At 58.9% G+C, this 21,137-nt stretch carries 14 protein-coding genes; 6 read left to right on the top strand and 8 right to left on the bottom strand.

The features are described from left to right. Positions 1-12 precede the first annotated feature (12 nt). The gene (locus BM026_RS04980; RefSeq protein ID WP_093512089.1) at positions 13-1,125 is read right to left on the bottom strand and encodes an enoyl-CoA hydratase/isomerase family protein; all 1,113 of its coding nucleotides are present in this window, start codon (positions 1,123-1,125) and stop codon (positions 13-15) included. 135 nt (positions 1,126-1,260) lie between these two features. Between BM026_RS04980 and ung the strand changes: the two genes are divergently transcribed. The 4 genes from ung to BM026_RS04960 all read left to right on the top strand — a co-directional run bounded on the left by ung (position 1,261) and on the right by BM026_RS04960 (position 8,887). After that, the gene (gene ung, locus BM026_RS04975) at positions 1,261-1,953 is read left to right on the top strand and encodes a uracil-DNA glycosylase (RefSeq protein WP_093512087.1); all 693 of its coding nucleotides are present in this window, start codon (positions 1,261-1,263) and stop codon (positions 1,951-1,953) included. Positions 1,954-2,171: 218 nt separating this feature from the next. After that, positions 2,172-4,223, top strand: coding sequence for a hypothetical protein (locus BM026_RS04970; protein WP_256575336.1), 2,052 nt, complete (start codon positions 2,172-2,174; stop codon positions 4,221-4,223). Between the two features lie 210 nt (positions 4,224-4,433). Beyond that, entirely contained in the window at positions 4,434-6,395 is a 1,962-nt protein-coding gene (locus tag BM026_RS04965; protein ID WP_093512085.1) for a hypothetical protein, read from the top strand. 203 nt (positions 6,396-6,598) lie between these two features. Then, positions 6,599-8,887, top strand: a complete 2,289-nt coding sequence (locus tag BM026_RS04960; protein ID WP_093512083.1) for an autotransporter outer membrane beta-barrel domain-containing protein — start codon at positions 6,599-6,601, stop codon at positions 8,885-8,887. A 67-nt stretch (positions 8,888-8,954) separates the two neighbouring features. Here the strand turns inward: BM026_RS04960 and BM026_RS04955 are convergent, their stop codons facing one another. From BM026_RS04955 to BM026_RS04930, 6 genes are all read right to left on the bottom strand, one after another. Further along, positions 8,955-12,464, bottom strand: a complete 3,510-nt coding sequence (locus BM026_RS04955) for a YncE family protein (protein ID WP_093512081.1) — start codon at positions 12,462-12,464, stop codon at positions 8,955-8,957. Between the two features lie 156 nt (positions 12,465-12,620). Beyond that, the gene (locus BM026_RS04950; RefSeq protein WP_093512079.1) at positions 12,621-13,649 is read right to left on the bottom strand and encodes an AbrB family transcriptional regulator; all 1,029 of its coding nucleotides are present in this window, start codon (positions 13,647-13,649) and stop codon (positions 12,621-12,623) included. Continuing rightward, positions 13,642-15,156 (bottom strand): tripartite tricarboxylate transporter permease, encoded by a 1,515-nt coding sequence (locus BM026_RS04945; protein ID WP_092247192.1) that lies wholly within the window; start codon positions 15,154-15,156, stop codon positions 13,642-13,644. Before BM026_RS04945 ends, BM026_RS04950 begins: the two co-directional genes overlap by 8 nt. A gap of 1 nt (position 15,157) precedes the next feature. Further along, positions 15,158-15,616, bottom strand: coding sequence for a tripartite tricarboxylate transporter TctB family protein (locus BM026_RS04940; RefSeq protein ID WP_071488927.1), 459 nt, complete (start codon positions 15,614-15,616; stop codon positions 15,158-15,160). 59 nt (positions 15,617-15,675) lie between these two features. Then, positions 15,676-16,665, bottom strand: coding sequence for a Bug family tripartite tricarboxylate transporter substrate binding protein (locus BM026_RS04935; protein ID WP_170856104.1), 990 nt, complete (start codon positions 16,663-16,665; stop codon positions 15,676-15,678). Between the two features lie 39 nt (positions 16,666-16,704). Then, positions 16,705-17,997: an OprD family porin gene (locus tag BM026_RS04930; RefSeq protein WP_092247198.1), complete on the bottom strand. Its 1,293-nt coding sequence runs from the start codon at positions 17,995-17,997 to the stop codon at positions 16,705-16,707. A 236-nt stretch (positions 17,998-18,233) separates the two neighbouring features. Here BM026_RS04930 and BM026_RS04925 point away from each other — a divergent pair, with 236 nt between their 5' ends. Together BM026_RS04925 and BM026_RS04920 are read left to right on the top strand one after the other, a co-directional pair. Then, a complete protein-coding gene (locus BM026_RS04925) occupies positions 18,234-18,905 on the top strand; it encodes a response regulator (protein ID WP_010212220.1) in 672 nt (223 codons plus the stop codon). Then, on the top strand, positions 18,898-20,283 hold the full coding sequence (locus BM026_RS04920) for a sensor histidine kinase (RefSeq protein ID WP_071488929.1): 1,386 nt from the start codon (positions 18,898-18,900) through the stop codon (positions 20,281-20,283). The genes BM026_RS04925 and BM026_RS04920 overlap by 8 nt, the downstream gene beginning before the upstream one ends. Here BM026_RS04920 and BM026_RS04915 read toward each other — a convergent pair whose 3' ends face one another. Continuing rightward, positions 20,284-21,105 carry an HDOD domain-containing protein gene (locus tag BM026_RS04915; protein ID WP_093527569.1) on the bottom strand — a complete coding sequence of 274 codons (822 nt, stop codon included), beginning with the start codon at positions 21,103-21,105 and terminating at the stop codon, positions 20,284-20,286. Between the last annotated feature and the right edge of the window lie 32 nt (positions 21,106-21,137).

The raw sequence follows: 21,137 nt of genomic DNA, 5'->3' as shown, positions 1-21,137 counted from the left end.
TGGGCGCAGCCGTCAGTAATCGGACAGGTCGGCCAGCGGGTGGCGACCTTCCCAGGCCTTGTCGAAGTGGGCCTGCACCACCGCCTCAGGAACGGCGTTGATATCCGGCCAATGCCAATGGGGCGCCTGGTCCTTGTCGATCAGACGCGCGCGCACCCCTTCGCTGAATTCAGGATAACGGCAGCAATTGAGGCTCAGGGTGTATTCCATCTGGAACACCTGGGCCAGGGACAGGTGACGGGCGCGCTGGATCTGTTCCCACACCAGATGGGCGGTCAGTGGGCAGCCTTCGCTCAACGTCTTGCCGGCACGGCTGAACAGTGGATCGGTATGCTCACTCAGCAGGCTCAAGGCGCGCCAGGCACACCGCACGTCGCCCACATCCAGCCATTCGTCGATCTGTGCCCGGCGCGGCAGCCATTGCGCTTCGGGTTGCTGGCTGGCGGCTTCCTGGGCCAGCGCCTTGAGCAGGCTGTTGAGCTGCATCGGGGTCTGTTCCTGCCAGTTCAGTTGCAGCAGGCCATCAAGCAATTCGTCCTGCTGGTCGTCACGCAGGAAACGGTCGGCCAGGCCCAGGTCCAACGCGTCACGCCCGTTTATATGCGCACCGGTGAGTCCGAGGAACAACCCGAGCTTGCCCGGCAGGCGCGACAGGAACTCACTGGCGCCGACGTCCGGGTACAGGCCGATGCTGATCTCCGGCATGGCCAGCCGGCTGCTGGGGGTGACGATGCGGATCGCGGCACTTTGCAGCAGACCCATGCCGCCGCCCAGCACATAGCCGTGACCCCAGCAAATCACCGGTTTCGGGTAGGTGTGCAGCCGGTAATCAAGGCGATACTCCGCCGCAAAAAATTGCGCCGCCAGCGCCGGCACCACACCGGGCTCTTCGCGACAAGCCTGCGCCAGGCTGCGCACTTCGCCACCGGCGCAAAAGGCCTTGGGGCCGTTGCCGCGCAACAGCACGCAGACGATATTCGGGTCTTTGGCCCAGGTGTCCAGGCGACTGCTCAAGGCGAGGATCATCGGCAGGGAAAGGGCATTGAGGGACTTTTCAGCGTCGAGGCTGGCGATGCCGATGCGGGCGCCGTCGCTGCCGGTCAGCTCTTCGAAGTGCAGGTTCATCGTGACCTCAATCGAGAAGGTGAAGGATGAGTATGATCGCTTCGCAGGAAAGTGGCGTCGATGTGTCAGATCAATTGACAAGCGGGGTCGGCTTTCCTAGGGTTCGCCTCATTCTTTTTGACAAGACCATTCACCATGACCGACGACGACCGTATCAAACTCGAACCCAGCTGGAAACACGCCCTGCGGGATCAGTTCGAGCTGCCGTACATGGCCCAGTTGCGCGAGTTCCTGCGCCAGGAACATGCCGCCGGCAAAGAGATCTACCCGCCCGGCCCGCTGATTTTCAACGCGCTCAACTCCACGCCACTGGACAAGGTCAAGGTGGTGATCCTCGGCCAGGACCCGTACCACGGCCCCGGCCAGGCCCACGGCCTGTGCTTCTCGGTGCAACCGGGCATACCGACGCCGCCGTCGCTGGTCAATATCTACAAAGAGCTCAAGCGCGACCTGAACATCGACATCCCCAACCACGGCTACCTGCAGAGCTGGGCCGATCAGGGCGTGCTGATGCTCAACACCACCATGACCGTCGAGCGCGCCAATGCCAACGCCCATGCGGGCAAGGGCTGGCAGTTCTTTACCGATCGGATTATCGAAGTGGTCAGCGAACATCAGCCGCACCTGGTGTTTCTGCTGTGGGGCGCCCATGCCCAGAGCAAGCAGAAGCTGATCGACGCGACCAAGCACCTGGTGCTGACCTCTGTGCATCCGTCACCGTTGTCGGCGTATCGCGGGTTTTTGGGGTGTGGGCATTTCGGCCGGACCAACAAGTTTCTTGAGCAGAATGGTGAGACGCCGATTGAGTGGCGATTGCCGCTGGTCTGATTGAAAAGGGCGGTGCAACGCCGCCTGTACGGCACTACTCGTTGTTTCTACACGGGCTTCACTTTTCTTGCACGCTTCAGAATGCAGGGATACCTGTTAGTTCTGACAGTATTCGTAGTCAGTTCAAACGTATTAACTACTCTTCTCGGCCGTGGGGGCTAGTGCATACCACCCCTTGGTCGACGGCGGCTTACTGCTGATTGCCAAGGAGATTAGATATGACTAAACCCACTGTAACGACGCCAATGCCCGTTAATTCCAGGACTCCTGGGGTACTGGAAGCGGTTGCCCCGGTGGCGCCGGATGCGTTGACTCTGATGCCTGACGATGTTGGTTTCAAGATCTCGGTGCCCTTTCAAAGTACGGGGTTGCGAGTCCAGGTACCCGCCCTGTGGGGGGGGACTGGCATTCTGCTCCCTGGCGACATAACTGCCGTTGTCTGGTACTGGGATGGCGTACCGTTTGACACCAAGCGGCTGGAGGCACCTTACGATGCCACCGACTTGCCTCTCGTTGACACGGTGGTACCGTCCACTCTGATGGATGCCGCTGGCTTGCATAACTTGCACTACGAAGTGTTGCTCAGGGAAAGCAGTGGGAACCCCGGCGAGTCGTCTTTTGTAACCCTGCTGGACAGTGACAAGGTCGGGCCTAATCAGGGGCAGCGTGGCCCACGCTTGCGATTTCCACCTGAAATTGAACAAAACGGGGTCACTGATGATTACCTGAATGACCCCGCCCATAACGATCAAGTGGTGGGCACCATCGTTTCTTCGACCACGCCTGCCTGGCTGGATATGCGATTAGGCGATGTGGTCGAAGCCTACCTGGCTCTTTTGCCTATGCGTCGGCCCTTGCACAGGCATCCACGGCAACAGGATATTGTTGCCAAGACCACCATCACCCAAGCACACAAGGACGGAGCGCCCGTTGAGGTGATTTTCCCCGGGGACGTCCTGCGTGGTCTGGCGTCCAATCGAGAGTACAACGCATACTACTGGCTGCGAGACCGGGCAGAACGCGAATCGGGTCCGTCATTTACCAGCATTTTGTATATCAATTTGCCTGTAACACCTGTTGAGCTGCGCCCGGTCGACCTGCCTCAGTTGAACGACGGACTCATCACACTGAGCGATGCCCGCGAGCCCGGTGGTGTGTTCATGAATATTCCTGAAATATTCGGCTCTGCACCGGGGGACATTCTGCGTCCTCTCTGGAACCTGATTCCTTTGCCTGTAATTGAGATTGCGGCTATTCAGACTTGGCCCATCCCCGTGGGAATCCCGTATTCGGTCCTCGCCACAGGTGGTTTTGAGGTGACGCCGGGGACGATTCGGGCGGGTTACACATGGGAGCGAGTTCCGGCGGCGCCCAGGGACTCGCAACCTCGATTTGTCCCTGTCAACTTGACGGTTGCCGGCTCTGTCAACCCAGACAATCCGCACCCGATCAACCGCTTGCTGGAGACAGTCACGGTCAAGGGGCGAGACGGCGACAACCTGCTGACCCCCAATGACGTGGGCCTCCCTGTTCGGGTCGTGACCTTGCTGTTCGACGAGCCTAATGCCAACGAAACCTTGGAGCTGATGGTAGGTACCCATCCGGTACCGTTGGCCACCTACACCGTGCAGCTCACCGACGTCGCCGGGCAGGAGATCGAGTTTTTCGTCGACTGGGCTGATTTGGCACCCATTGTTGGTAGCGGCGGCATCTTCGCTTTCTTCTATTGGACCTTTAATGGTGTGAACCGCCAACGTGCAGAGGACACCCCGGTGATTGTCAACACTGTGCCCATCGTCGGGTTGCAGGACCTGGAGTACGTTGGTGTCACCTATGGACCGGGGCCTGATGCAGGGTTTATCAGTTGCCCATTGAGGCCTTGGGTTAACGGTGTAGGCGTCTTCATTCCGGGGGACGCTAGCTTGCTGGAAGGCGGTGACCAGGTGGTTCTCGAATGGGCCAGTTACGCTAACCCCAACGGTCATCCGAGTGGCGTCATGCCCGAAACGATTGACACATTTTCCCATACGTTGAGTTCCACAGAGGCTCGGGATGGTTATGAGTTCAGAGTTCCCTTCGACCCCTACATCCTGCACCCAGGGTTGGTGAAACCACCTACCGGGCAAACAAATCCTCGATATGGTTCAGCCAAAGCGCGGTACCGGGTGATGAAACCCGCAGGAGGCGGGATGGGGTGGTCTCCTTACAGGTTGGTGGCCATTACGTTGATCCGTCCTGGTGGCCGGCCGCCTTGCCTTTCGGATGATTGAAGCCGCGCGCACTGGCGTTACACCCGTGCGCGCTTCAAACGCTCGGCACCTGTTAAGTTTGACAGTTACGGGTGATCGAAAACTCACATTTAATGGGCACGAGATCAGCAGGTTCGCAAGACCAGGTAGTTGTCGGTCGTAGTTCGTTCTTCCCGATAGACGACCCGGGCTGACCGGGGTGAAAACTTGTTCCTACCAGGAGTGTGCACCATGTCCAACAAGCCCCAAAACATCATCAATAAAAAAACGTCCGCGCAACCGCAGTTTCCCATGGAAGATTGGGAAGACCCCGTCATTGATCCCACACTTGAGCCTGCCCCTTTGATCGACGGGTTGTTACCCGCTATTCCTGGGGACTCACATAAGAATATTGTGGACAGGGACATGCAACTGCGGGGCGTGGTGCTGTCCATCCGGCTGTGGGATCGGAGTGGCTTTCTCAATCTCTTTGAAACACTCACCGTATTCGTTAACGGCAGGCCTATAGAGATCAGGACCTATGACCGCACAGACGCTCTGACAGACCCTGTGATGGTGGATCTAGGGCCTAAATCCGCGTTGCAGACTCATGGCATCAAGGACATCCAGGTGCATGTAGTCAATTTCGGCGCCAATGACGTTGACTACAACATCATCCGGGTCTATGTGGATAAGCAGGACCCTAACTACAACAACCAACCTGGTTTGATCACACTGGAAGATTACGGTTCGGAACTGACTCCTGCCGACTTGGACGGAAAAGACGGTCTGGAATTCACTATTCCTGATCCTGCCGATCGTCGCGGGGGAGATATTTATAGGGTTCATGTCGGGACGATCGCACACCCGCTGGAGAATAAAGTTCCGTTGACAGGAGCCATTACGGGGACCATTCCCCCCGCGATGATCCTGGCAAAGTCAGGCGAAATCCCCGTGCAGTACATCCTGGAGGATCGTTCTGGTAACGCCACAGTCCTCTCCCTTGCGGCTTATGTGCGGGTCAGACTCAACGATCCACCGCAATTCGGTGCTGTCTCGGTGTTGGAAGCTCCTCTCATCGATAAAGAGGAAGCCCGCAACGGTGCGACGGTGCGCCTGGCAAACCTTACCGGCCATCTGCCCTCCGATTTCTTGGTGGTTCGCTGGGGAGCGGATGTGATCTACCGGGAACGCATCGGCATGGGCGTCTTCCCGCTGGACATTCCCGCAGAGTTTGCGGCCATTGCGGCAGGTGGGGACTTTTACACTGCGGACATTAAACTCACCGTTGAACGCGAGGACGGTAGCACTTACCCAGGGCCAGACACGCAGGTAGACGTCGACCTGCGTGAGCCGGGCGTCACCAACCCGGACCCAGGCCCGGTAGACTCCAACCTGGCCAAGCCTGATCTGATTGGCGGAGGACCGCTGCCAAGGCCACTCAATCGTCTCTCGGAAAAAGACCGTGGATTTGATGCCACCGCAACCTTCTTGTTGCCACCCGGCCTGGAGACAGGTGATTTCATTGACTTTGTCTATGCGGGCAATGTTGTCGCCACCTATCCTGTGACGGGGGCCGAAGCCCCAGGGTTTATCGTGACGGTTACCGTGGACTGGGATGACATCGATGTGACGGGGAACGGTACTATTCCCCTTTTCTGCCTCATCCGTGATGCGGTCAATTACAAACATTCGCCACATCGAGACGTCGTCGTAGAAGTCTTCAATCTAAGCGGCCTGGCCGATGCGATCTTTAGTAACGCCCAGCCTGTTACCGGCCAGACGAACTTCAGCTACTACATCAATTGCACAAGAAGTCCTTGGATGGGTGTGCCCATCCAGGTCCTGGATCCTGGATTGCTCCAGATCGGCGATGAAGTGATGATTGAGGCGGTCAGGTATGTGTATGTCCTACCTACTGCACCGATCGGTGTGCCTGTCGGTCCGCCCATAGAGAGTGCGTGGTTCAAACTCAACAGTTCAGATGTCAATCTTGGTCTGGTTGTGCCAATGGATTTGAGAGCCTGGTTCGAAGACCACACGGGTACTACAGGTCGAGGCTATGTCGGCGTGCGCTGGAAACTTTATCGCCCCTCGACAGGCGATAGGGGCATCTCCGATGAGGTCAGGGCGGCCTGGGACCTCGTCGGTACTGGCGGTGGTGTGCCGGGTAGTTGCGTTCCGGGGGCGTCACGTCGCAGCGGTACGCTTTGAAGCAACGATGAAGCCTCATCCTTTCTGATTGAAAGGGTGAGGCTTTTTTGTGTAATGACCTTTAGTCGCTACCTGTGTGACCTTAAGGAAAGTCCTACAGGACTCGGGAAGTCAGGTCTTTAGTCTCTGCGCCGAAGAAAACGGAAACCTATTCGATACGGGATCCGGATTCGAACTGGTATTTACTTCTGAGGCTACATGGCATGACTTCTATTGCTTCCCATCGTTTTCGCTTGTCGCGTTTATCGTCAATCATCAAACTCATGGCGGTTGCTCCGCTCTACCTACTGAGCGAGCAAGCGCTCTCCGCGATCGTCGTAGACGGTAACGTCGGTAGCGGCAAACATGACGTCTATCCCGGTACAGGCGCTACCGACTACATTGCCCGGAACGGTGCGACGCTCACTGTCCACGACGGCGCGACGGTCAAGGAAATCCGTGCTACGACCGGCTCCAATCTGACCATGACCGGTGCCACCGTGACCTCGGCACACGCCTCCCAGGCGGCGATTACCCTGGCCAACTCGAACGCAGTCATCACCGGCACAAAGATTACCAGCCATTTCAGCGGCGGCTTGAACGTGGCTCGCCAGACGGGCACGACGACTGGTTCCTACGCACAGGTCAATGGCAGCGAAGTCATCGGTGCGACCTGGGGAGCCAACGTCACCTCCCATAGCCTGCTGGAACTGAATAACTCTACGTTGACAGGGCAAAGCCAGCAGGGCCTGGTGCTGCAGGGGGGGGCGGCGATTGCGACCGGCAGTGAAATTACAGGGGCTACCAGTGGCGTGGTAATGACGGGTGAAAGCCTGACCGTGCCTGCGACGCCTCAATTGACCCTGGACGGTTCGCGGGTGGTTGGGCTCAATGGTCCGGCAATCAGCGTAGAGCGACCGTTCACTGCTGAAATCGACGTGCGCAATGGCTCCACCCTGGTCGGCGGCAACGGCAACATGCTCGAGCTGACGGGGGGCGGCAACGCCAACATGCGCGTCAACAACAGCGCCCTGACCGGCAACATCCAAGTGGGCACCGGCAGCGCCCTGGACCTGAGCCTCGACCACGCCATCATGAACGGCGACGTGATCAACAACGGCGGCAGCGCCAGCGTTGGCCTGAGCAACGGCTCGATCCTCACTGGTCGCCTGGAGAACGTCGACAAGCTGGCGATCAACAGCGACGCGACCTGGGTGATGGTCGACAACCAGCAAGTGGGCGACCTGTCCCTGAGCGGCGGCAACGTCAAGTTCGGCGACCCGGGCGTGTTCTATCAACTGGACGTGGAAAACCTGTCGGGCAACGGCACCTTCATCATGACGGCGGATTTCTCCACCTTGACCGGTGACTTCCTTAACGTCACCGGGACGTCGTCGGGTGACCACAAACTGCTGATCGCCAGCAGCGGTGCCGACCCCTTGAGCGATGACCGCCTGCACGTGGTACACACCGCAGATGGCGGTGCCAAGTTCAGCCTGCTGGGTGAACGCGTGGACGTGGGGACCTACTCCTACAGCCTGGTCAACGACAACGAAGGCAAAGACTGGCTGCTGGACCCGGACAGCAAGGTCATCAGCCCGAGTACCCACTCCGTTCTGGCTCTGGCCAACGCAGCGCCGAGCGTGCTCTACGGTGAAATGACCAACCTGCGTACCCGCATGGGGGAGTTGCGTCACAGCGATGGCAAGTCCAGCGGCTTGTGGAGCCGTACGTACGGCAACAAGTTTGAAGTGAACAACCGCGATAAAGGTGTGCAGTACAACCAGGTCCAGCGTGGCTTCACCCTGGGTGCCGACGTACCGTTGTCCGGCGGCGACGGCCAATGGCTGGCAGGCTTCCTGGCCGGTCACAGCACCTCCGACCTGGACCTGAACCGTGGCAGCAAAGCCACCGTCAACAGCTACTACGCCGGTGGTTACGCCACGTGGCTGGACGCTGAGAGCGGCTTCTACTTCGATGGCGTGCTCAAGTTCAACCGCTTGCACAACGAGTCCAACGTGGCAATGAGTGACGGTAAGAAAGCCAAGGGCAACTACACGCAGAATGCGGTAACCGCCTCGGCCGAAGTGGGCCGCCACATCAAGCTGGACGACGGCTTCTTCGTGGAACCTTACGGCCAATTGGCCACGGCGATCATCCAGCGCCAGAGCTACGAGCTGGATAATGGCCTGCAAGCCAAGGGCGCGCGTACCGCTTCGGTGGTGGGCAAGGCCGGTGTGACCGCCGGGCGTGACATCCAACTGGACGGAGGCAGTGTGCTGCAGCCGTACTTGCGGACTGCCGTTGCCCATGAGTTCAACCAGAGCAACAAGGTGTCGGTGAACGGCAACAGCTTCAACAACGACCTGTCGGGTACCCGGGTTGAAATGGCAGCCGGACTGGCCATGGCCGTGTCGAAGAACTGGAAGGTCCACGCCGATGTAGAGCGCAGCATGGGCAAGAGCGTTGACCAGCCGTGGGGGGTGAATGTGGGGGTGCGGTATGACTTTTGAGAGCGCATAAATGAAAAATGCCCCGGGCTGTAACGCACGGGGCATTTTGTTTCTGGGTGATTAAAACTCAGGTGTTTAAAACCGCTACTGTGCCACCCACGCCATTGATCACATAAAGGGTGGAACCGTCATTGCTGATAGCCACTCCGTAGGGACCATTGAACCCCGAGATGGCATCGATCACCCTTTCCTGAATGGTATCTATTATTTTTACCGTATTATTATTGTAGTCGGTAACATAGGCGAGTGGCTGGGTAGGGTGCATGACGATGCCGAATGGATTGGAAAAATCGGAAAGGATACTGCGTCTGGTATTGGAGCCCGCATTAATTATATGAACACTCGCGCCGCTGCTATTAGCCACGTACAGCGTAGGGTTTGTGCTGGTGTTGTGCGGACTATAAGCCATGTCTCGAGGGTTAGTGAATCCTGAAATTGATGCTACTGCGGCATTGGACTGTGGGTCAATAACAAAAAGTGTGTTTCTGGTGCCTGCATAAAGTCGGGTTTGGCTTGGGTTGAAAGCCAGCCCGGCAGCGTTGGTATACCCTGATAACGTATGTAGGCGCCTGCCATCGAGCGCGTCATGGGTATACACAGCGTGTGAAGCATTACAGGACACATATAGGCGTGAGCCATCTTTGTTCAATAGAATAGAATAGGGGGCGGCAAACCCCGGTATCTGATTGATGAAGGCATAGTTGGTCGTGTTGATGACTGTTACACGTTGTGAACCTAAGTTGCACACGTACAATCTTCCGCCATCTGGACTTACAGTGATTGCATAGGGCCTGTTTAATCCAGTGATGGTGTGAATTACCTTGTGGGAGGCTGTTGAGATTACCGAGATGGTGTGAGAATCATGGTTGGTCACGTAGACCCTGCTTCCATCTGGGCTGAGTACCAATCTCCTAGGGGTTGCACCTACATCAATGTGAGCAACAATCCCCGCCTGTCTTTTAATACTGTAGGGTGGTGCATACAAGCGCACGGTAGAGTTTTGGCTATTGAGTCCATCCATTGAGACCTGTGTTTTAATGCGAAGGAGGCTCCCATTTGGGCGTGATTTCAGGTAGTCGTTGGGGATAGAGGTGACGATTTTTCTGGAGTTGTACTCTGTGAGCGTTACCGGGTCGCCGTCACGCACCAGATAATCCGGTGTTCCATCATCATGCTCAAAAGATATCCAAACGGGCTGACCTCGCTGCATAAAGGGGTATTCGAGCACTTGTACCGTGTTGGCAGTATTGGCGTCGACTTGACCTCCTGACGCTTGGGGAATGCTCACCACGTTCGCGGCGGAGTTAGGGAGTGCTTGTATTTCCAGGTCCAATGGGTCTGACAGTAACTTCGCATTTCCCCGAGTTACCCTGTATTGTACGATAACGTGTCTTTCCAAGTTGGCGGCGATCACTGAATTGCTTATCTGAAAGTCAACAAAACCATCCGCCGCGTTTCCATACTTCGGCGTAATCGTCGGCGTTCCCAAACCTGGCTTGCCTGTAAAATAGGGTTGAATCAGGTCGCTGTTGAGCATTTTATAACGCACGCGATACGTAGCTACGGGTGGATTTAGCACGTGAACAGGATTCATCGTCGCACTTTTGCCTTGCTCTATAACAGTCGACTCCAATATTTGCGGCACTGGAAGATTCAGCGGCGCCCCAACTCGCATATCCACTGCATGGGAAATACGCGTACGTTCATTTGCCTTGGTCAGTGTGTAATAAAGCCTGGCTGATTTGTCGAGGTTTTTTACCACGACAGAACGTTCGATATCGAAGTATAGGTCTCTCCCCACCCAGATGGGAATAATGAGGAAAGGTTTAGTGGTGCTGCCACCCGCTGCCGAACCTTCAAAATGCAATGTAACGGTACTGCCTTGAGTAAAGGCCGAGTTGCGCTTGACAAAAACGGTTGCACCAAAAAGGCTCACGGATGGATCAAACACATAATCTGGTTTCGGGGCCTCCTCAATCTCAACAGGATCAAATGAAGGGACAAGTTCGCCTACATCAAAGGTGGCAGGTTCGGACGGACGAGTTCCGGCCTCATTCGTGACTGAGTAATGAACGTCCAGTGTGCCTCCTTCAAGACCGGCAATGTCGCCGTTGGGACCGTTTGTGATGTTGAAGATAATGTTGCCTGTTCCGGCGGGTCGCGGCCCTACTTCTCGATAGTAACCGGCTCCATTAGCGTAGGTCCCAATTAAAATCAACATCACCGCGTCGGACGGGTCTTGTCCTGGATAGTGATTGATCCAGACGGTAATCGATGCAGAGTCTGCCGGTATATTGCCATCTGGTGCCTGAAGAATTATCGCCGGAGGAAGCTCGACCGGGATCGCGTGGCCAATGATGTCATATACATTGACTCTCGAACGACGATGAGGTGTGACCCCTTCGCGCATACGTTCGAAGTGAATACGCAGGGTTCCGCCGACCAGTGTTTCTAAATCCTTGAAAGGCAGGGAAATATACTTGTTAGTAAAGACTGAGTCGATGGTGCCGGTATATTCCTTTTCGACACGGGTTCCTGCGGCGGTATATCCCACTGCAATTACTTTTATTACATCGAATTTTAGGAAGTCGTTGCCAGGGACATTAATAACGATGGTCGCATCTTCACCGTCCAGTAGGCCAATATCTACCTTCCCTTCATCGTTAACCTCAGCGATAAAAGGTGGAGCTAAAAGAGGATGTGGGTTGCCGACAAAAGACTCGACAATTGTCAGCGGGGAGGGGGAAACTGTTTTATTCCCAGCTTTGTCTATCACATAATGTTGAATGATCACGGCGCCGTAGCCGACTTCTTTCCATTTGGCATCGTAGACGGTGATGGTGATTGGGGCCGTACCTTTCGCTTCGTCCTCTGTTACTTCGTGTCTCACAACATGGCCGTTGAGTCTCAGCCAAATTGTATCTTGTGCGGCCCAATCATAAAGCGGGTTCAGACCTTGTCTATTTGGGTACTTGTGGATCTGTATCTTGACACCCATCTGAGCATCTTCTGGCTGCACGCCATTTTCGATGATGTGTTTCTCCAATTGCGGTGCAGTTATATAGTCGTGATAAGTTGCATCGTCTGGGTTGGGCCCGGCAGGTTCAACATCGTCAACAAAGAACCTGAATTTTTTCGTCTCCGCGTCGCCTCCGCCAGCGCGCGTGACCCTGAAAAAACAGGGAAAAACGGGACCGTATTCAAGCCATGCGAGTGACACATACAAGGAAATCGATAACCCCGCCGAAGCTTGGGTAGCAGAAACTGTCGTAAAGGCAGCTGGCTCAATAGCACTTCCGAAGAACAGCTCGACGAAATCATTTTCTATCATATCCAAGTATGGATTCAGAATACACAAGAGACCTTTTTCAGGGTGGAGATTTTTCGCTGCTTTATTGATCCCGCCATCGTACTCAGTATAGGGCTGCCTGAGGCCGGGTATATTTAATGATAATTCTTCGAACGCGACAGGGGGGATATGCTCGGGTTTGCTGAGGTCGAATTCGTAGACCTCTTCATCCTGCGTTTTGGGAGTGCCGAAGTTGGTTGTGATTGGTGTACCGGTAACGGTTGTCATGATCGTGATCCCTGATTGAAATAGAACGCTGGCTCATCGCGCATGCGGGGAGTTCGGATTTCATTCAAAGCCAGGGGCAGTGCGGCGACAAGCTGTGAGAAATGACAGTGCCGACCAGCGGTAGCGGCCCAGGACGGGCTACTTGAAACAGGTGGATTACGGTTGCCGGTTCCAGTGCCTGAACAACGGCTCCGCCAGAAACAGCACAAACAACAACCGCATCACCTGCATCGCCGTCACCAACGGTACCGACAGTTGCAGGGTCTCGGCCGTGAGACTCATCTCGGCAATGCCACCGGGCATCATGCCCAGGGTCAGCGAGCGTAAATCCAAGTGAGTCACTGCACTCAGCCCCACCGCCGCCAACGTCGCCAGCGCCATGGTCAACGCGGTGCCAATCAAGGTGCGCCCCATGAACGACGGCGCCCGACGAAAGAACTGCCGGTTGAAGTGGCAACCCAGGCCACTACCGATCAACCACTGGCCAATCTGGCTGCCGCCATCGGGCAGGCCGATATGCAGGTCCCAGACCACGCTGGCTGTGGCACTCACCAGCAACGGCCCGAACAACCAAGGGTTGGGCTGGCGCAAGCGCTGCCAACCCCAGGCGACCAAGGCGCCCAGCGGAAACAGCGCCAGCAGCCACGGCCAGTTCACCGGCGCCGGATGAAACTGCGGTGTACCGCCTTCCAGCAAGTACTTGAAAATCGCCGGCACACACAACACCACCATCAGCACCCGCAGACTCTGCCCTGCCGCAACACGGCTGAGCACCGCACCATTACGCGCGCCGAGGTTGACCATCTCACCGGAACCGCCGGGCATGCTCGAGAAGAACGCCGTGGCGCGGTCTTCACCGCTACGGCGCATCAACCACACGCCCACCACGCTCGACAGGCTGGTGACCAGTGCGCCGAAGAAGATCAGCCCGAAGTGGCTCATCACCTGTTCGATCACCACCGGGGTGAAGTGCAGGCCGATTCCGATGCCCACCACCCATTGGCCGCATTTGCGCCCGCCGGGAATCTCCGCCAGCTGCCACGGCGTGAGGCAGCGCACCAGGATGATCGCCAGCAGCGAACCGACCATGTACGGCAAAGGCCAGCCGACCAGGCTGGCCAGGAATCCGCCGGCCAGGCCGACCAGCGGTGTGCCCCACCAATGTTTAAAGGTGACCTCAGACATCGGCCACGGCACGACGCTGCAGGGCACGTTTACGGTAGATGCGCAGCAACGGGAAAGCCAGCATCAGCGCGGTCAGTACCCACACACCAAAGGTGATCGGGCTCGACCACAGGATCTGCAAGTCACCGTTGGAGATCGACAGCGCACGGCGCAGGTTCTGCTCCATCAGGCCGCCAAGGATAAAACCCAGCAGCACCGGCGACAGCGGGAAGTCGAGCTTGCGCAGGATGTAGCCGAAGATGCCGATACCGACCATCAGGAACAGGTCGAAGGTGGTGGCGTGCACCGCGTATACCCCGATGGCGGTGATGATTGCGATCACCGGTACCAGCGCCCAGTTCGGCACGGCGAGGATGCGCGTGAAGATGCGGATCATCGGGATGTTGAGGATCACCAGCATGATGTTGGCGATGAACAACGAGGCGATCAGGCCCCAGACGATGTCCGGTTGCTGTTGGAACAGCAGCGGGCCCGGGGTGATGTTGTACAGCGACAGTGCGCCGATCATCACCGCGGTGGTGCCCGAACCGGGGACGCCGAGGGTCAGCATCGGCACCAGGGCACCGCAGGCGGACGCGCCGATGGCGGTTTCCGGAGCGGCGAGGCCGCGCATGTCGCCCTGGCCGAATTTACCGCTGGCACCGGCCAGGCGTTTTTCGGTCATGTAGGCAACGGCCGAGGCCAAGGTAGCGCCGGCACCCGGCAATACGCCCATGATGAAGCCGAGCAGGCCGCAGCGGATATTCACCACGAAGACCGCGCCCGCTTCTTTCAGGTTGAACATCATGCGCCCGGTGGCTTTGACTGCCTCCTGCCCACGGTGGGTTTTCTCCAGCAGCAACAGGATCTCGCTGATGGAGAACAGGCCCAGTACCAGCACGACGAACTGGATGCCGTCGGTGAGGTGGATGTTGTCGCCGGTGAAGCGATACACACCGCTGTTGGCGTCGATGCCGACCGCCGAGAGGAACAGGCCGATCAGTGCTGCCACAAAAGTCTTCAGCGGTTTGTCGCCAGCCATGCCGCCGAGACAGACAATTGCGAACACCATCAGTACGAAATATTCCGCCGGGCCGAAGGCAATCGCCCATTTGGCCAGCAACGGCGCAAACAGCACCATGCCGCAGGTGGCGATAAACGCGCCGATGAACGAACTCCAGGCCGACAGCGACAGCGCCACACCGGCGAGGCCTTTGCGGGCCATGGGGTAGCCGTCGAGAGTGGTCATCACGGTGGACGCTTCGCCCGGGATGTTCAGCAGGATCGAGCTGATGCGCCCACCGTATTCGCAGCCCAGGTACACGGCTGCCAGCAGGATCAGCGCCGATTCCGGCGGCAGGCCCAGGGCGAAGGCGATGGGGATCAACAGCGCCACGCCGTTGATCGGGCCCAGGCCCGGCAACAGGCCGACCACGGTGCCGATCAGGGTGCCGCACAACGCGGTCACCAGGTTGTAAGGGGACAGTGCAACGCCGAAGCCCTGGCCCAGGTAGCCGAAAGTATCCATGTCAGTTCTCCAGAACGTCGAGCAGGCCGAGGGGCAGCGGTACATCCATGGCTTTGTCGAACAGCAGGTACAAGCCGATGGCCATCAACGTGACGATCACCACGCTGGGCAACCAGCGACCACCGTACAAGCGCGCCATGGGGATGCCGATCAGCATGCTGCTGAGGATGAAGCCCAGGGGTTCGAAGGTGCCGGCGAACACGATCAACAGCGCGACGCACACGCCGATCTTGATCAGGGTTTCGCGGTCCAGCGCGGGTTCTTCTTCGGTGTGTTTGGTCGGCTGTGGACGAAACAGCATGTAGATCAGTGCCAGACTCATCAGCCCGAGCATCAGCAGCGGGTAGGCACGCGGCCCCACCGGCTCGTAGGAAAACGACGCCTGGTACGGCCAGGCCATCAGCGCCAGGCCGGCGCAGGCCAGCAGCAGCGCGGCGGCGAAAATGCGTTGTAAGAGCATGTGGAACTCCTGGGCCACGCCGCTTGGCTAAAGGGCGTGGCCGCACAAAAGAGGGGCGATTACTGGATCAGGCCAAACTCTTTGGCCAGCACTTTGTAGTCAGCCACCTGTTTCTTCACGTAGGTGTCCAGTTCCGGCCCGGTCATGGCGAACGGGAACAGCTCGCGTTGGTCACGCAGCTTGGCGAACTCCTCGGAGGCCAGCAGTTTGTCGAACGCCTCTTTCCACCAGGCGTAGTCGGCATCGCTGACTTTTGGCCCGAGGTAGAAGCCACGCACCACTGGCCAGACGATGTCGTAGCCTTGCTCTTTGGCGGTCGGAATGTTCTTCATTTCCGGCTCGTCCAGGCGCTGTTCGGAGAACACCGCCAGCAGGCGCATGTCGCCGCTCAGGATGTGCGGCATGGAGTCGGAAATGTCGGTACTGCCCACCTGGATATGGCCGCCGAGCAGAGCGGTGGCAATTTCACCGCCGCCTTCAAGGGCGACATAACGCAGTTCGCGCGGGTTGATTCCGGCAGCCTTGGCGATCAGCGCGGTTTGCATCCAGTCCTGGCTGCCGACGGTGCCACCGGAACCGATCACCACGCTGCCCGGATCTTTCTTCAAGGCTTTGACGAGGTCGTCGAGGGTTTTGTAGGGCGAATCGGCTTTCACCGCGATAGCCCCGTAGCTGGTGCCGACCGCCGCGAGCCAGCGCACGGCGCTTTCATCGAAGCGGCCGAACTTGCCCTGGGCCAGGTTCAACAGCGAACCGCTGGACCAGGCCACCAGCGTGCCGGCATCCGCAGGACGCTGGGCGACCACGGCGTTGTAGGCCACCGCGCCCACCCCACCGGGCATGTAGGTCACGCGCATCGGCTTGCTCAGCAGCTTCTCGTTGACCAGCGCGCTTTGCGCCAGTTTGCAGGTCAGGTCAAAACCACCACCCGGCGAGGCCGGGGCGATGCACTCTGGGCGCTTGGGTTCGTCAGCGGCCAGCAGTTGGCCGGCGAACAGCATGCAGCCGGCGGCGAGGGCCAGTTTACGCAGTGAAAGGGTCATGGTTATCTCCGTCGTTGTTGTTATGAATGGCTTACCAGGCACTACTTACCAAAGTGCAACGCTGTAGCTGACCAGCAGACGCACTTCGTCCGCATCACGGGCCGAGTAGTTGGAGCGGTACGTGGCGTTGCGCAGGCGCACGGCCACGTCCTTGAACGTGCCGGCTTGCACCACATACTTGATCTCGGTGTTGCGCTCCCACTCCTTGCCGGTCTCGCCGTTCTTGAGCTTGATGTTGTCACCTGAGAGGTAACGGCTCATGAAGCTCAGGCCGGGAATGCCCAGCTTGGCGAAGTCGTAGTCGTAGCGCGCCTGCCAGGAACGCTCTTGGGCGCCGGCAAAGTCGTTGATCTGCACGAAGTTGATCAGGTACGGGTCGCTGCCATCCACATAGGGGAAGGCGCTGTCACCGGACATGTGCTGGTAGCCGGCGCTGAGCTTGTGGCCGTTGAGGGCATAGCTGAACAGGCCGTTGAGGGAGGTGTTGTCGATCTTGCCGCCACGGGCGGCGCCAGTGTCATCGCTGATGGCCAGGCGCAGGTCGGTGCCGAACGTACCGGGACCCATCGGGCGCGCAGCCACCAGGCCGAGGAAGTGCTGGCGGTACACGTCGTCGAGTTGGGCGAAGTGGTAGCTGCCGGTGATCTTGTCGGCGAACTTGTAGTCGGCCCCGCCAAAATTGAAATGCTTGCCGGTGGCGCCGCTGACGAAGCGGCTGTTCTTGTTGTTGAGGGCAATGTCCTCGTAATTGGTGTCGTCACGGTCCTTGGCTTTGTCCAGGCGCCCGCCGGTGAACACCAGGTTCTTGAACTCCCTGGAGGTGATCAGGCCGCCGTTGAAGGTTTGCGGCAGGATGCGCCCGTCGTTGGGCTTGAGGATCGGCAGCTCGGGGATCAGCGAACCGATCTTCAGCTCGGTGGCCGAGATCTTCACTTTGCCGGTCAGGCCCAGCTTGGAATATTCGTCGGCGGCGCGGCCATCGTCATGGGTGGGCAGCAGGCCGGTGCCGGTGCGGTCGGGGCTGGAGTCGAGCTTGACCCCGAGCATGCCCAGCGCATCCACGCCGAAGCCTACGGTGCCGTCGGTGTAGCCCGATTGCAGGTTGAGCATGAAGCCCTGGGCCCACTCGTCGCGCTTGGATTGCTGCGCGCTGGTGCCATCGCGAAAGTCGCGGTTGAAGTACATGTTGCGGGTTTCCAGGGTCGCGCTACTGTCTTCGAAGAAGGCAGCCTGGCTAAGCGGCGAAAAGCCGGCAAGGGTAGCAGCACTGGCGAGGGCGGTCTGGGTCAGGCGAGAAAAACGAACAGGCGAGGAGGCCTGGGGCTGTGTCGACAGCATCGTTGTGTACTCCGTTATTGTTCTTATTTTTGGCGAAAACGCTTCGAGGCGTTTTTCGGGCGCTGCGGATAAGGCAGCTTGGCGGGCATAGACCACCGAGGCTGGATGCTAAAGGGCGAAGCTTTCACTAACCTTTCAGTCGGCTTTCAATGTTTTCGGGCTTCACAGGCCGGTCGGCGCCTGTAAACTGCCCGCCAAAGCGTGGCACCGACCACCCCTGAATGAGGTAGCAATCCATGCGTGTCTTGCTGGTTGAAGACCATCTGCAACTCGCCGAAAGTGTTGCGCAAGCGCTCAAGAGCACGGGTCTGACCGTTGACGTGCTGCACGATGGCGTGGCGGCGGACCTGGCCCTGAGCAGCGAGGAGTACGCGGCGGCGATCCTCGATGTGGGGCTGCCACGCATGGATGGTTTCGAGGTGCTCGCACGTCTGCGTGCCCGTGGGAAAAATCTGCCGGTGCTGATGCTGACGGCACGCAGTGATGTGAAAGACCGCGTGCACGGCCTCAATCTTGGGGCGGACGACTATCTCGCCAAACCGTTCGAACTCACGGAGTTGGAAGCGCGGGTCAAGGCGCTGCTGCGGCGTAGCGTGCTGGGCGGAGAGCGTCAGCAGGCCTGCGGCGTGCTGGTGTACGACCTCGACACCCGGCGCTTTACCGTAGGGGGTGAACTGATGACACTCACCTCCCGCGAGCAAGCCGTACTCGAAGCGCTGATTGCCCGCCCGGGCCGGGTGATGAGCAAGGAACAACTGGCTTCCCAGGTGTTCGGCCTGGACGAGGAGGCCAGCCCCGATGCCATCGAAATCTATGTGCATCGCCTGCGCAAGAAACTCGATGGCCAGCCCATCGCCATCGTGACCTTCCGTGGCCTCGGTTACCTGTTGGAAGCCCGCGATGCATAAGCCCAGCAGCCTGCGCTGGCGCTTGCTGTGGAACCTGGCGCTGTTGCTGGTGCTGTTGATGCTGGCCAGTGGCATGAGCGCCTACTGGAACGGTCGCGAGGCCGCCGATACCGCCTACGACCGCACGCTGCTGGCCTCTGCGCGTACCATCGCCGCCGGCTTGACCCAGGTGGATGGCACCCTGAGCGCCAACGTGCCCTACGTGGCCCTGGACACCTTTGCCTATGACAGTGCCGGGCGCATTTACTACCAGGTCAACGACATCGACCAGAAGCTGATCTCCGGCTACGAAAACCTTCCCGGTCCACCGCCGGGTACGCCACGCACCGATGACTATCCGGCATTGGCGCGCTTCTACGACGCCATCTACCAGGGCCAGCAGGTACGCGTGGTGAGCCTGCTCAAGGCCGTTTCCGAACCGAACATGAACGGCATGGCCGAAATCCGCGTTGCCGAAACCGATGAAGCGCGCGTGAGCATGGCCCGCAGCCTCATGGCCGATACCCTGCTGCGCCTGGGCATGCTCGCCGTCGGCGCACTGTTGCTGGTGTGGTTTGCCGTGAGTGCGGCGTTGCGGCCGCTCGAGCGCCTGCGTACGGCAGTGGAGGAGCGTCAGCCTGACGACCTGCGGCCGTTGCCCCTGGTGGAAGTGCAGCATGAGTTCGGCCCATTGGTGCGTTCCCTCAACCATTTCACCGAACGCCTGCGCGGCCAGTTCGAACGCCAGGCGCAGTTCATTGCCGATGCGGCCCATGAACTGCGCACGCCACTGGCAGCCCTCAAGGCCCGGCTGGAACTGGGCTTGCGCGCCGAGGACCCCGCCACCTGGCGCAGCACCCTCGAAGCCGCCGCCCAGGGCACTGACCGTCTGACCCATCTGGCCAATCAACTGTTGTCCCTGGCGCGCATCGAAAATGGGGCGCGTGCCATTGCCGAAGGCGGCGCGCAGTTGCTCGACCTCAGCCAACTGGCCCGTGAGTTGGGCATGGCCATGGCACCGCTGGCCCATGCGCGCGGTGTGGCATTGGCGCTGGAAGCCGACGAGCCGGTGTGGCTGCGCGGCGAACCTACCCTGTTGAACGAGTTGTTGAGCAACCTGGTGGACAACGCCCTGGCCCACACGCCACCGGGCGGCAATGTGATCCTGCGGGTGACGGCGCCGGCGGTGCTGGAAGTGGAAGATGATGGGCCGGGCATCCCGCTGGATGAACGGGACCGGGTGTTCGAGCGTTTCTACCGGCGCAGCCAGCAGGGCATGGGCTCAGGCCTGGGGCTGGCGATCGTCGGCGAAATCTGCCGGGCGCACCTGGCGCAGATCAGCCTGCACGATGGCGAGCACGCCGGCTTGAAGGTGCGCGTGAGTTTTATCGCGGGTTGATCAATAGAACATCGAGCGCGCTTCATCCAACTCGGCGCGCAAGGCGTCGCTGTAAGAGTCGACCCGCAGTTTCTTGATCGCCGGCAAGGTGGAGACCGCAACGTTTGCCAAAGGATGATCGGTGCCGCGATGGCAATACAGCACGGCGACCTGTACCAGGTCGATGTAGTCGAGGCGGGCTGAATCGCGCTCCAGGTCCAGGTATTGGCCCGGCAGTTTCGCCAGCATTTCCGGAAAGTCCCAGACGCCCAGCAGTTTGTCGCCCAGCAGCGGGTGGATGCTCTCGATGACGTGGTTGAGGCTGACCGGGTCGGCGAGCAGCTCATAGTGGTCTTCGGCGTACGTCAGGATCGGCAGCACACCGATCTGGTGCACCAGGCCGCCAAGGGCCGCCTGGTCCGGCTTGAGTTGGGAATGGCTGCGACACAGGGCATAACTCACACCCGCGACCTCCAGGCTGCGGCGCCACACATCACGCATCTTTTGTTCGACCACGTCGGAGCGCGCGTGGAAGATCTGCTCCATGACCAGGCCGATCGCCAGGTTGCTACTGTAGTTGGTACCCAGCCGGGTGATGGCGGTGTGCAGGTCGGTGACTTCCTGGGTCGCGCGCAGCAACGGGCTGTTGACCACTTTGATCAGGCGTGCCGACAGTGCGGTGTCGCGACCGATTACTTTGCTCAAGTGGCTGATGCTGATCTCCGGGTCTTCGGCGGCCTGACGAATATTCAGGGCCACTTCCGGCAATGTCGGCAGAACCAGGTCATCGTTATCGATGGCCCTCACCAAAGCCTGTTGGACTTTTTCCGCCAGCTTGTTCATTCATGCTCTCTAGGGTGTTGCAACAAAGGTAC

The sequence above is a fragment of the Pseudomonas sp. NFPP24 genome, from assembly GCF_900112095.1.
GTDB lineage: Bacteria > Pseudomonadota > Gammaproteobacteria > Pseudomonadales > Pseudomonadaceae > Aquipseudomonas > Aquipseudomonas extremorientalis.
The sequence above is the reverse complement of the archived record's forward strand: the minus strand, read 5'-3'. Positions and strand labels throughout refer to the sequence as shown.